We start from the raw sequence: 13,351 nt of genomic DNA on the forward strand, positions 1-13,351 counted from the left end.
TTGACTTGTGCCTTAGAAGGTACGCGCTTTCGGCGGAACCGATTCGACGGTCAGCGGCTTCATGTGCACCGGCTTGTAGTCGAGGCGATCGCCTTCGCTGAACCACAACGTATGGCGCAGCCAGTTTTCGTCGTCGCGATGTTCGAAGTCGTTTTGCGCGTGCGCGCCACGACTTTCCTTGCGCGCTTCGGCGGACACCATCGTGGCGCGTGCCACTTCGATCAGGTTCGCCACTTCCAGCGCTTCGACGCGGGCCGTGTTGAAGACCTTCGACTTATCCTTCAGATGGATGTTGTCGACGCGTGCCGCCACTTCGCGGATGGCTTCGACGCCTTCGGCCAGCAGCGCCGAGGTGCGGAACACGCCAGCGTGCTTCTGCATCGTGCCGCGGATGTCGTTCGCGACCGACTGGGCGTACTCGCCCGACGACGAGCTATCGAGCTTCGCCAGACGCGACAGCGCGAAGTCGGCTGCATCTGCCGGCAGCGGCTTGTGTTCCTTCAGTTCCTTCACGTGCTTGACGATGTGATTGCCGGCAGCGCGGCCGAACACCACGAGGTCGAGCAGCGAGTTCGTGCCGAGACGGTTCGCACCGTGCACCGACACGCACGAGCATTCGCCCACTGCGTAGAAACCGTTGACGACTTCTTCGTGGCCCTTCGGCGTACCGACGACCTGGCCGTTGATGTTCGTCGGGATACCGCCCATCTGGTAGTGGATGGTCGGCACGACCGGGATCGGCTCCTTGATGCAGTCGACGTTCGCGAACTTCAGCGCGATTTCGCGGATCGACGGCAGACGCTTCATGATCGTCTCGGCGCCGATGTGCGACAGGTCGAGAAGCACGTGGTCCTTGTTCGGACCCACGCCGCGGCCTTCCTTGATTTCCTGGTCCATCGAACGCGAAACGAAGTCGCGCGGCGCCAGGTCCTTCAGCGTCGGCGCGTAGCGTTCCATGAAACGCTCGCCGTTCGAGTTACGCAGAATACCGCCTTCGCCGCGCACGCCTTCGGTGATCAGCACGCCTGCGCCGGCCACGCCAGTGGGGTGGAATTGCCAGAATTCCATGTCCTGCAGCGCGATGCCCGAACGGGCCGCCATGCCGAGGCCGTCACCGGTGTTGATGAACGCGTTGGTCGATGCCGCGAAGATCCGGCCTGCGCCGCCCGTGGCGAACAGCGTGGTCTTGCCCTCGAGGATGTAGACGTCGCCGGTTTCCATTTCCAGCGCGGTCACGCCGAGCACGTCGCCGTCGGCGTCGCGGATCAGGTCCAGCGCCATCCATTCGACGAAGAATTGCGTCTTGGCAGCAACGTTCTGCTGGTACAGCGTGTGCAGCAGCGCGTGACCGGTACGGTCAGCCGCCGCGCAAGCGCGTTGCACCGGCTTTTCGCCGTAGTTCGCGGTGTGGCCGCCGAACGGGCGCTGATAGATCGTGCCGTCGGCGTTACGGTCGAACGGCATGCCGAAGTGTTCGAGTTCGTAGACGGCGTTCGGTGCTTCGCGGCACATGAACTCGATCGCGTCCTGGTCGCCGAGCCAGTCGGAGCCCTTGATCGTGTCGTAGAAGTGATAGTGCCAGTTGTCTTCGCTCATGTTGCCGAGCGAAGCGCCGATGCCGCCTTGGGCAGCGACCGTATGCGAACGCGTCGGAAACACTTTGGACAGCACGCAGACCGACAGACCGGCGCGCGCCAGTTGCAGCGACGCGCGCATCCCCGAGCCGCCCGCGCCGACGATAACCACGTCAAACTTGCGACGCGGCAGAGAATTCTTGATTGCAACCATGCTTTTATACTCTCCAGAGAATCTGCGCAGCGTAGCCCGCACATGCGAGCAGCCAGAGGATCGTCAGCGCCTGCAGGACGAGACGCGTGCCAACGGGCTTCACGTAATCCATCCAGATGTCGCGCACACCCACCCACGCGTGGTAGAAGAGCGAGAGAAGCGTGACGAACGTGGCGAGCTTCATCCACTGCGTCGCGAAGATCGACGCCCAGCCGTCGTACGAGAAGTCGCGCGCGAGGAAGAACCACGCGAGCAGAATCACCGTGTACACCGCCATCACGACGGCGGTGACGCGTTGCGCGAGCCAGTCGCGCAGACCGTAATGCGCGCCGACGACGAGACGCTTCGAACCGATTCGGTTATTGGCTGCCATTTTTTAGAATGCTCCGAACAGTTTTGCCGCGAATGCGATGGTGAGCAGCGACGACACGACTAACACGACGACAGAGGTCGACTTGCCCTTTTCCTTCGACACGGCATCATGATTCGTATCCATCACGAGGTGACGGATGCCGGCGCAGAAGTGGAACAGGAAAGCCCACGCGAGAACCAGCGTGATCAGCTTGACGATGATGTTGGAGAGGAAGCCCTTGAAGACTTCGAAGCTCAGTTCGGAAGTCAGGCTCTGATCGAAGAGGAACAGCAGGAAAGGAAGGAAAAGAAACAACAAGGCACCGCTCACGCGATGCAGAATCGACACGCGCCCCGCCAGCGGGAGACGGTATGCCGTCAATATTTGCCCAATACCGATGTTCCGGAATTCCGGCCTCGGTTTCTTTACCGCTTCTGCCATGCTAGACCCCTACTATGTAGTCACACTAATCCGCAATTTTAGCGCCTTTTTATATCGCGCTGCAGCGAAAACCACGCTAGGTCCTTTGCTGCGCGCGCTATGAAAGCGCCTTCCGATCGGCACGCGTGTGGGACGCCGCGCCTCGTTTCAGCCCGATTCAGCTGAGATCGTTCTGATAGTAATACCCGGTTGTGACATACCAACCTCGCCGGACTTCAACCGGCCGATCCCCATAGGTATAGGAGACGCGCTCGACCGAGAGCAACGGAAAACCCGCCGGCACATGCAGCAGGTCCGCCACGGAAGGCTCCGCCGCGACCGCGCGGATTTTTTCCGTCGCGCGAATCATGCGAGTGCCGAATTCGGTCTCGAACATCGCGTAGAGGGGACCTTTGTACTCCGAAAGCCGCTCGAGCGTGAGCCCGCGGAACACGGCGCCTGGCAGCCAGATTTCGTCGAGCACGGTCACTTCGCCGTCGAACTGCAGCAAACGCTTGATCAGCACGACCGGATCGGCCGGCTTCAGATCGAGTTGCCGAGCAATTTCCGCCGATGCGCGCAGCCGCCGGCATTCGAGCAGACGGCTCACGTGCGGATGCTCCGCGCCGTCGTCGGCGAGCAATCTCAGGAAACGGAACTGCGCGCGTTCTTCGTTGTGCGTCGCAACGAACGTGCCCTTGCCCTGACGGCGCACCAGCAGGTTGTCGGCGGCCAACTCGTCGATCGCCTTGCGCACCGTACCCTGACTCACCTTGAAACGCGCAGCCAGTTCGACTTCACTAGGAATGATTTCGCCCGGCTTCCATTCGCCGCTTTCGAGGCTCTGCGTAATCAAGCCCTTGATCTGCTGATACAAGGGGCTGAAGGTCGGCGACGCAGCAGCGGAAACAGCGGATACAGCTTCGCCCGCGGCCCCCTGGCCATTCGGGTTTACAGGATTCGCCGGGTTCGAATTCATGCGCGCATTTCATCATAAAGCGCCGGGGCACGTCTAGGGTTTTCCCGTCGATAGATGTGTCTTATATAAGACATAAGATACTGTTGACTTTGTCGGTTTCGACTCCTACACTCCTTGTCGAGCAAGGGTTTGCGGGATTTTGCGGCAGCTGTTTGATGCAGCGCCGCGACGCTCCGGCCGCCACTCTGCACCATGCCGTCCCCTACGCAGTCCAGGTTTCGATTCGCCGCCATCCGTTGCATTCGCGTGTTGTTCCGTGTTGCAGCCGCTGGCCCGACACTCGCCGAAACGCGCTGTTCGCAGGAGGCCGCACCGTGCAGTTGCGGGCCGGCCCGGCGTAAGCCTTGGGCCATCCCGTCCCGCTCGGTAGTACGGATTTCCGGCACGGCGGTCTTGCCGCAACGCGCCGCCCGGTCTCGGCACATTCCGAGCCCGCACGCGAACAGTGAATTCCGCCGTGTTTCATAACGCTTCGCTGAACGCGCATATAGAATGGCGTTTTCCCTAGCGTCTAACGCATCGTCCTGGAGATTTCTCAATGGCTAAGCCCGCAAAGCGCGTTGCCGTCACCGGCGCCGCAGGTCAAATCGCTTACTCCCTGCTGTTCCGCATCGCCAATGGCGACCTGCTCGGCAAGGACCAGCCGGTGATCCTGCAACTGCTCGATCTGCCGCAAGCGCAAGCCGCCGTCAAAGGCGTCGTGATGGAACTGGATGATTGCGCATTCCCGCTGCTGTCGGGCGTCGTGATCACGGACGACCCGAAGGTCGCGTTCAAGGACGCCGACATCGCCTTGCTCGTCGGCGCGCGTCCGCGTTCGAAGGGCATGGAGCGCAAGGATCTGCTGTCGGCCAACGCCGAAATCTTCACGGTTCAGGGCAAGGCGCTTAACGAAGTCGCCAGCCGCGACGTGAAGGTTCTGGTGGTCGGCAACCCGGCCAACACGAACGCGTACATCGCAATGAAGTCGGCGCCGGATCTGCCGAAGAAGAACTTCACCGCGATGCTGCGTCTGGACCACAACCGCGCGCTGTCGCAACTGGCGGCCAAGTCGGGCAAGCCGGTCGCGTCGATCGAAAAGCTCGCGGTGTGGGGCAACCACTCGCCGACCATGTACCCCGACTTCCGCGTCGCAACGGCTGAAGGTCAGGACCTGACCAAGCTGATCAACGACGAAGAATGGAACCGCAACACGTTCATCCCGACCGTCGGCAAGCGCGGCGCGGCGATCATCGAAGCGCGCGGCCTGTCGTCGGCGGCATCGGCGGCCAACGCTGCGATCGACCACGTGCGTGACTGGGTGCTCGGCACCAACGGCAAGTGGGTCACGATGGGCATCCCGTCGGACGGCTCGTACGGCATCCCTGAAGACATCATCTACGGCGTGCCCGTGACCTGCGAAAACGGCGAGTACAAGCGCGTCGAAGGTCTGGCAATCGACGCGTTCTCGCGCGAAAAGATGGACGGCACGCTGCAGGAACTGCTGGAAGAGCGCGACGGCGTTCAGCACCTGCTCGGCTAAGCATCTGATCTGATGCCGATGAACCGGAACTCCGAAGCGTCAGCGCGGCGGGTTCCGGTTTTTTTTCGTGCGCATGGCGCTGCGATCGTCGCCATTCGCCTCTGATTCGAACGTGCTTTGCCGTCGCCGGACTGCGCTTGCGCAGAGCACGCCCGAATCCGACATTCCTAATCCTCACCACGCCCCACACGCCGAAGATGCGCGTTCTCACACCCGCCGAAGTGCTGTTTGAGGGCGAAGCGCCGCCCGCTGTGCTGCCTGCCTGCGACCACTACGCGGGCAGCGAAAAGCTGATGCTGAAGTCGCTCGCGTTACAGCAGCAACTCGGCCCGGTGTTCGATATCACGCTCGATTGCGAAGACGGCGCGCAGGTCGGCCGCGAGGCCGAGCACGCGGAACTGGTCGCATCGCTGCTGGGCAGCGAGCACGACCGCTTCGGCCGCGTCGGCGTGCGCATCCACGACTTCGCTCACGCGCACTGGCGCGACGACGTGCGCCTGATTCTGCGCGCCGCAAAGCGGGCACCCGCCTACATCACGTTGCCGAAAGTCCGCAACGTCCTCGATGCCGCCGAAATGATCGCGTTCATCGAGGCGACGCGGCGCGAACTCGGCATCGCGCAGCCGGTGCCGGTGCAGTTGCTGGTCGAAACTCACGGCGCGCTCACGCGCGTGTTCGAACTGGCCGCGCTGCCAGGCGTCGAGGCGCTGAGCTTCGGCCTGATGGACTTCGTCTCCGCGCACGACGGCGCGATCCCCGATACCGCGATGCGCTCGCCGGGCCAATTCGATCATCCGCTCGTGCGGCGCGCGAAGCTCGAAATTTCGGCGGCCTGCCATGCGTACGGCAAGGTGCCGTCGCACAACGTCAGCACCGAAGTGCGCGACATGAGCGTGGTCGCGAACGACGCGCAGCGCGCCCGCAATGAATTCGGCTACACGCGCATGTGGAGCATTCATCCGGCGCAGATCGAGGCGATCGTCGCCGCGTTCGCGCCGCGCGACGAAGAAATCGCGACGGCCACGGCAATCCTGTTGGCCGCGCAGTCCGCGCATTGGGGCCCGACGCGTCACGGTGATACGCTGCACGACCGTGCGAGCTACCGCTATTACTGGTCGGTGCTGCGCCGCGCGCAGAGCACCGGCCGCGCTGTTCCGCAAGAAGCGGCGCCGCTCTTTGCGCAAGTGGGCACTAACGGACAGTCAGTGGCATAAGCGACGCGTTTTTCAAACGGCGGCAACGATGAGCCGGCACACAGGAGAAGGCGGAACATGAGCGAGACGACGCAAGCCGCTGACGCAACAGGCGGCAACGAAACGCAAAGCGGCTTCAAACCGAAGAAATCCGTCGCGCTGTCGGGCGTGACCGCGGGCAACACCGCGCTGTGCACGGTCGGCAAGACCGGCAACGATCTGCACTATCGCGGCTACGACATTCTCGACATCGCCGAGGCGTGCGAATTCGAGGAGATCGCTTACCTGCTGGTCCACGGCAAGCTGCCCACGCAGGCCGAATTGACCGCCTACAAGACGAAGCTGAAGTCGATGCGCGGCCTGCCCGCCAACGTGAAGGCCGCGCTCGAATGGATTCCGGCCGCCGCGCATCCGATGGACGTGATGCGCACCGGCGTGTCGGTGCTCGGCACGGTGCTGCCGGAGAAGGACGATCACAACCTGCCCGGCGCGCGCGACATCGCCGACAAGCTGATGGCCTCGCTCGGCTCGATGCTGCTGTACTGGTATCACTACTCGCACAACGGCAAGCGCATCGAGGTCGAAACCGACGACGATTCGATCGGCGGCCATTTCCTGCATCTGCTGCATGGCGTCGAACCGTCGAAGGCGTGGGTCGATGCGATGCACGTGTCGCTGAACCTGTACGCGGAGCACGAGTTCAATGCGTCGACGTTCACGGGCCGCGTGATCGCGGGCACGGGCTCGGACATGTATTCGGCGATCACCGGCGCGATCGGCGCGCTGCGCGGCCCGAAGCATGGCGGCGCCAACGAAGCCGCGTTCGACATCCAGTCGCGCTACCAGACGCCCGACGAAGCCGAAGCCGACATCCGCCGCCGCGTCGAGAACAAGGAAGTCGTGATCGGCTTCGGCCATCCGGTGTACACGATCTCGGACCCGCGCAACAAGGTCATCAAGGAAGTCGCGAAGAAGCTGTCGAAGGAAGCGGGCAACATGAAGCTGTTCTCGATCGCCGAGCGCCTCGAATCGGTGATGTGGGAAGCGAAGAAGATGTTCGCGAACCTCGACTGGTTCAGCGCGGTGTCGTACCACATGATGGGCGTGCCGACCGCGATGTTCACGCCGCTGTTCGTGATCTCGCGTACGGCCGGCTGGAGCGCGCACATCATCGAGCAGCGCGTCGACAACAAGATCATCCGGCCGAGCGCGAATTACACCGGACCCGAGAATTTAAAGTACGTGCCGCTAAATAGGAGAAAATAGCGGTCGCTGTGCGCTCCACAGCGCGTGCAGTTCAACCCGCGCGGCCGCCGGACCGGTCGTCCGCGCACTGTTTAACTGATTTGATAGAAAGGTTTTCTCCATGAAAAAGCTGATGATCGCCGCCATGATTGGCGCCCTGTCTACGACGATGCTGACCGTCGCGACTGACGCCGCTGCTGCGGACACGGCCACCACCACCACGAAGAAGGCCGTCGCCAAGCGCCCGGAGCCGCGCCGCCTGGTCAAGCGCAAGGCCAATCCGGTGAAGGAAGCGAAGGTCGATCCGATTCCGGAAGGCGCGGAAAAGTGGTCGTGCAAGGACGGTCTGGCTTTCGAAATGAAAGGCGACATGAAGCGTGACCAGATCGTCACCGTTCACTGGGCGAACAAGAACTACAACCTGCCGCGCGAAGCGACCACGACGGGCGCTGACCGCTTCCACGACGCAGCATCCGGTATGGACCTCGTCGTGATCCCGACGAAGGCCATGCTGTTCCAGGACAAGGACAGCTCGCGTCTCGCCGACGAGTGCAAGACGGTCGCGATGGAACAGGGCGCGCCGGCAGCAACGCAATCTAACGCGATCAACAAGACCGGCAACTGATTTTCGCCGCCAGGGAAGCCCCCGATGTCCGCCCCGATCTCCAACGTACGACCCGCCCCGGACGCCGTCCTGGTCGATATCGTCGACTACGTGCTGGATTACCGGATCGACAGCGCGCTCGCGCTGGAAACCGCGCGTCATTGCCTGATCGACACGCTCGGTTGCGGACTCGAGGCGCTTACCTACCCGGCCTGCACCAAGCTGATGGGACCAATCGTGGCAGGCACGATCGTCCCCAACGGCGCGAAGGTGCCGGGCACGTCGTTCCAGCTGGACCCCGTTCAGGCCGCCTTCAACATCGGCGCGATGATCCGCTGGCTCGACTTCAACGACACCTGGCTCGCGGCCGAATGGGGCCATCCGTCCGATAACCTCGGCGGCATTCTCGCGACGGCCGACTGGCTCTCGCGTACCGCCATCGCAGCCGGCAAAGCGCCGCTGACGATGAAAGACGTCCTGATCGCAATGATCAAGGCGCACGAAATTCAAGGCTGCATCGCGCTCGAGAACTCGTTCAACAAGGTCGGGCTCGATCATGTGCTGCTCGTCAAGCTCGCGTCGACCGCGGTGGTCGGCCAGCTGATCGGCCTCACGCGCGACGAGCTGATCAACGCGGTATCGCAGGCGCTCGTCGATGGGCAGGCGCTGCGCACCTACCGCCATGCGCCGAACACCGGTTCGCGCAAATCGTGGGCTGCCGGCGACGCCACCGCGCGCGCCGTGCGCCTCGCGCTGATCTCGAAGACCGGCGAGATGGGCTATCCGTCGGTGCTCAGCGCGAAAACGTGGGGCTTCTACGACGTGCTGTTCAACGGCAACGCGTTCCGGTTCCAGCGTCCGTACGGCTCGTACGTGATGGAAAACGTGCTGTTCAAGATCTCGTTTCCGGCCGAGTTCCACGCGCAAACCGCCGCGGAAGCCGCGCTCGCGCTGCATGCGCAGCTCTCGCGCCAAGGCCGGCGCGTCGAAGACATTCGCCGAGTGACGATCCGCACGCACGAAGCCGCGATTCGCATCATCGATAAAAAAGGCCCGCTGAACAATCCGGCCGACCGTGATCATTGCATCCAGTACATGATCGCGGTGCCGCTGATTTTCGGCCGTCTGACTGCTGCCGATTACGAAGACTCAGTGGCGCAGGACTCGCGTATCGATGCGTTGCGCGCGAAAATGGAATGCGTAGAAGATCCACAGTTCACGAAGGATTATCACGACCCGGAGAAGCGTTCGATCGCCAATGCACTGACGATCGAATTCAGCGACGGGGCGAAGTTCGGGGAAGTCGTAGTCGAATACCCGATCGGTCATAAGCGCCGTCGTGAGGACGGTATTCCGTTGCTGGTCGAGAAGTTCAAGACCAACCTCGCGCGGCGCTTTCCGGTCAAGCAACAACTGGCGATTCTCGACGTATCGCTCGATCAGGCCAAGCTCGAAGCGACGCCGGTCAATGAATACGTCGATCTTTACGTCATCTAGGCTGAGTACTGTAGTTCCGCGATCCAAACCAAGGAAAACACCATGGCCCACAACCTCCACAAAACGCTCAAGGAATTCGACAGCGGTTCCGGCAAAGGCAAGTTCTACTCCCTGCCGCAACTCGGCAAGGCTCTGAACCTCAAAATCGACCGTCTGCCGGTCTCGATCCGTATCGTGCTGGAATCGGTGCTGCGCAACTACGACGGCAAGAAAATCGCCGAAGAACACGTCACGCAACTCGCGAACTGGAAGCCGAACGCGGCGCGCGTCGATGAAATTCCGTTCGTCGTGTCGCGCGTCGTGTTGCAGGACTTCACCGGCGTGCCGCTGCTCGCCGACATCGCTGCGATGCGCGGCGTCGCGAAGGCCGTCGGCAAGAATCCGAAGTCGATCGAGCCGCTGGTGCCCGTGGACCTCGTCGTCGACCACTCGGTGCAGGTCGACCACTTCCGCGAGAAGAACGCGCTCGACCTGAACATGAAGCTGGAATTCCAGCGCAACAACGAGCGCTACCAGTTCATGAAGTGGGGCATGCAGGCGTTCGACACGTTCAAGGTCGTGCCGCCGGGCGTCGGCATCGTTCACCAGGTGAACCTCGAATACCTCGCGCGCGGCGTGCACAAGAAGGCCGACGGCGCGGACACCGTGTACTACCCGGACTCGCTGGTCGGCACGGACAGCCATACGACGATGATCAACGGCATCGGCGTGGTGGGCTGGGGCGTGGGCGGTATCGAAGCCGAAGCAGGCATGCTCGGCCAGCCGGTGTACTTCCTGACGCCGGACGTCGTCGGTGTGCACCTGAAGGGCAAGCTGATCGAAGGCGTGACCGCGACCGACCTCGTGCTGACCATCACCGAACTGCTGCGCAAGGAGAAGGTCGTCGGCAAGTTCGTCGAGTTCTTCGGCGAAGGCACGCGCTCGCTGTCGGTGCCGGACCGCGCGACGATCGGCAACATGGCGCCGGAATACGGCGCGACGATGGGCTTCTTCCCGGTCGACGAAAAGACCATCGAGTTCTTCCACGGCACGGGCCGCACGGAAGCGGAAATCTCCGCGTTCGAGAACTACTTCAAGGCGCAGGAGCTGTTCGGCATTCCGGCCGATGGCGACATCGATTACACGAAGGTGGTCACGCTGGATCTCGCCACGGTCGCGCCGTCGTTGGCAGGCCCGAAGCGTCCGCAGGACCGCATCGAGATCGGCCACGTGAAGTCGACCTTCACCGACCTGTTCTCGAAGCCGGTCTCTGAAAACGGCTTCGCGAAAAAGGCCGCCGATCTCGACGCGCAATACACGACGAGCAACGGCGTCGACGTGAAGAACGGCGACGTGCTGATCGCCGCGATCACGTCGTGCACGAACACGTCGAACCCGAGCGTGCTGCTCGCCGCCGGTCTGCTCGCGAAGAAAGCTGTCGAGGCTGGCCTGACGGTTGCTCCGCACATCAAGACGTCGCTGGCTCCGGGATCGCGCATCGTCACCGAGTACCTGACGAAGACCGACCTGCTGAAGTACCTCGACAAGCTCGGCTTCACGCTGGCCGCATACGGCTGCACGACGTGTATCGGCAACGCGGGCGACCTGACGCCGGAACTGAACGAAGCGATCACGAAGAACGACATCGTCGCGGCAGCGGTGCTGTCGGGCAACCGTAACTTCGAAGCGCGTATCCACCCGAACATCCGCGCGAACTTCCTCGCGTCGCCGCCGCTCGTCGTCGCGTACGCGATCGCCGGCAACATCACGCGCGACCTGATGACCGAGCCGGTCGGCAAGGGCAAGGGCGGCAAGGACATCTACCTCGGCGACATCTGGCCGACCAGCGACGAAGTCAACGCGCTGCTGAAATACGCGATGGATGCCGACGCGTTCCGCAAGAACTACTCGCAGCTCACGAAGAAGGGCGACCTGTGGAGCAAGATCGAGGGCGAAGAGGGTCAGGTCTATGACTGGCCGAAGTCGACCTACATCGCCGAGCCGCCGTTCTTCGGCAAGGACTTCTCGATGACGCCGGCATCCAGCATCGCGCCGGTCAAGGGCGCGCGCGCTCTGGGCATCTTCGGTGACTCGGTCACGACCGACCACATCAGCCCCGCAGGCTCGATCAAGGAAGACTCGCCGGCAGGCCGCTGGCTGAAGGAAAACGGCGTGCAGAAGGCCGACTTCAACAGCTACGGCTCCCGTCGCGGCAACCACGACGTGATGATGCGCGGCACGTTCGCGAACGTGCGTATCAAGAACCTGATGATCCCGGCAAAGGCGGACGGCACGCGCGTCGAAGGCGGCCTGACGATTCACCAGCCGAGCGGCGAACAGCTGTCGATCTACGACGCGGCGATGAAGTACATCGACGCCGACACGCCGACCATCGTGTTCGCGGGCGAAGAGTACGGCACGGGTTCGTCGCGCGACTGGGCGGCCAAGGGCACGCAGCTGCTGGGCGTGAAGGCCGTGGTCGCACGCAGCTTCGAGCGGATCCACCGTTCGAACCTCGTCGGCATGGGCGTTCTGCCGCTGCAGTTCAAGGGCTCGGATAGCGTACAGTCGCTCGGTATCACCGGCGAAGAAACGTACGACATCGAAGGCCTCGGCGACGACTTCAAGCCGCAACAGGAAGTCACGCTCGTGATCCACAGCAAGGACGGCGACAAGCGCGTTCCGGTGCTGCTGCGTATCGACACGCCGATCGAAGTCGACTACTACAAGCACGGCGGGATTCTGCCGTTCGTGCTGCGCTCGCTGCTGGCTGCTTGAGCCTCGCGGCAACGCATGTAGCCTCGCTGTTTTGCAGGGGCTGCGTCCTGTGGAGGGCGCAGCCGACTTTGGAGCCCGACCTCAGGTCGGGCTTTTTTTTAGTTCTTCTCGGCGTGCCACGCAGGATGCGAAGGGGACTCGAACCTGACGCGGAGTTCGGCATCACGACAACATGCCGCGCGACAACCTGCCTGGTTTCTTGTTCGCGGGAAATACCTTACATTTTCCTTGAGGCGGCAAACAGTTGAAGTAGTTGGAGTAGCCGCCGAGGGCGTCTTCGATCATGAGAAGACGTGTGTGGGATGCGTCTCACCCCCGGGCGTCAGCGCCGCGCTCGTGCACAGCGCACATATGACGGCCGCACGCCGTCCCCTGGCTGCGGCGCCCCGTGAGACGTGTCCTCCTGATGCAACGCAGGCTGAATGCTCAACTTCACCTTGGAGGGAATGCCTTTGAATACTGACTCTGACCACTGCCATGTAAGCCGCTCGCGTGGCTTCGGTAAAAGCCAGCGAGCATCCCGCAGGACTGAACGGTCCTGATAGATACGTCTGAAGACGTGTCCTGCATGAAACGCGCCGGTACGCAATGTCCGGCGCGTTTGTTTTTCTGGTGCCCAACTCGACGGGAACGCACCTAGCCCGCGAAGGACGTGCAGGGTTCGGTGGGAATGACCGACCGACAGGGATCAGTCGGAATGGCCAATCGACATGGCTCCGTGGGAGCTAGCAGGCTGGAGACCGCCAAACCGCCTCGAATGGCGTGCATGCCTTTTCGGTCAAGCAGATCGACACGCGGCAGATCGTGGATGGTAAGAGTCGTCATGGCAATGGTCCTTGTGTCCGGATTGGAGTGACCGGACCACTTGCAAGGCTTATGCCATTGCGCAGAAAGGTGCTCGGGATACCGCCTCCGCCTTGGGCGAAGGCGATTTCCCACCGCCATGTGTTCGCGCTTGTTCGATACGCCGCGGCAAAATCTGTCGGGTGACAAG

At 62.5% G+C, this 13,351-nt stretch carries 10 protein-coding genes; 6 read left to right on the forward strand and 4 right to left on the reverse strand.

Going from position 1 to position 13,351, the window contains the following annotated elements; all coding sequences use genetic code 11:
* Positions 1-12: 12 nt before the first annotated feature.
* The 4 genes from sdhA to AB3X96_RS09920 all read right to left on the reverse strand — a co-directional run bounded on the left by sdhA (position 13) and on the right by AB3X96_RS09920 (position 3,539).
* Complete coding sequence (sdhA, locus tag AB3X96_RS09905; RefSeq protein ID WP_368589574.1) at positions 13-1,788, reverse strand: succinate dehydrogenase flavoprotein subunit; 1,776 nt, start codon at positions 1,786-1,788, stop codon at positions 13-15.
* Between the two features lie 4 nt (positions 1,789-1,792).
* The gene (sdhD, locus tag AB3X96_RS09910) at positions 1,793-2,161 is read right to left on the reverse strand and encodes a succinate dehydrogenase, hydrophobic membrane anchor protein (protein ID WP_013092932.1); all 369 of its coding nucleotides are present in this window, start codon (positions 2,159-2,161) and stop codon (positions 1,793-1,795) included.
* Positions 2,162-2,164: 3 nt separating this feature from the next.
* Positions 2,165-2,581 (reverse strand): succinate dehydrogenase, cytochrome b556 subunit, encoded by a 417-nt coding sequence (sdhC, locus tag AB3X96_RS09915; protein WP_062128183.1) that lies wholly within the window; start codon positions 2,579-2,581, stop codon positions 2,165-2,167.
* Between the two features lie 157 nt (positions 2,582-2,738).
* On the reverse strand, positions 2,739-3,539 hold the full coding sequence (locus tag AB3X96_RS09920; RefSeq protein ID WP_176107165.1) for a GntR family transcriptional regulator: 801 nt from the start codon (positions 3,537-3,539) through the stop codon (positions 2,739-2,741).
* 538 nt (positions 3,540-4,077) lie between these two features.
* Here AB3X96_RS09920 and AB3X96_RS09925 point away from each other — a divergent pair.
* The 6 genes from AB3X96_RS09925 (at position 4,078) to acnA (ending at position 12,357) form a co-directional block, all read left to right on the forward strand.
* Positions 4,078-5,061: a malate dehydrogenase gene (locus AB3X96_RS09925; RefSeq protein WP_018438465.1), complete on the forward strand. Its 984-nt coding sequence runs from the start codon at positions 4,078-4,080 to the stop codon at positions 5,059-5,061.
* Between the two features lie 197 nt (positions 5,062-5,258).
* Complete coding sequence (locus AB3X96_RS09930) at positions 5,259-6,275, forward strand: CoA ester lyase (protein WP_368589575.1); 1,017 nt, start codon at positions 5,259-5,261, stop codon at positions 6,273-6,275.
* Between the two features lie 57 nt (positions 6,276-6,332).
* Positions 6,333-7,520, forward strand: coding sequence for a 2-methylcitrate synthase (gene prpC / locus AB3X96_RS09935; RefSeq protein ID WP_368589576.1), 1,188 nt, complete (start codon positions 6,333-6,335; stop codon positions 7,518-7,520).
* A 100-nt stretch (positions 7,521-7,620) separates the two neighbouring features.
* On the forward strand, positions 7,621-8,124 hold the full coding sequence (locus tag AB3X96_RS09940; protein WP_176107162.1) for a hypothetical protein: 504 nt from the start codon (positions 7,621-7,623) through the stop codon (positions 8,122-8,124).
* Between the two features lie 24 nt (positions 8,125-8,148).
* Entirely contained in the window at positions 8,149-9,600 is a 1,452-nt protein-coding gene (locus AB3X96_RS09945) for a bifunctional 2-methylcitrate dehydratase/aconitate hydratase (RefSeq protein WP_368589577.1), read from the forward strand.
* Positions 9,601-9,642: 42 nt separating this feature from the next.
* Positions 9,643-12,357 (forward strand): aconitate hydratase AcnA, encoded by a 2,715-nt coding sequence (gene acnA / locus AB3X96_RS09950; RefSeq protein WP_368589578.1) that lies wholly within the window; start codon positions 9,643-9,645, stop codon positions 12,355-12,357.
* The last annotated feature ends 994 nt before the right edge of the window (positions 12,358-13,351 follow it).

Origin of the sequence: Paraburkholderia sp. BR13439 (assembly GCF_040948805.1) — a bacterium.
Classification (GTDB): Bacteria; Pseudomonadota; Gammaproteobacteria; order Burkholderiales; family Burkholderiaceae; genus Paraburkholderia; species Paraburkholderia youngii.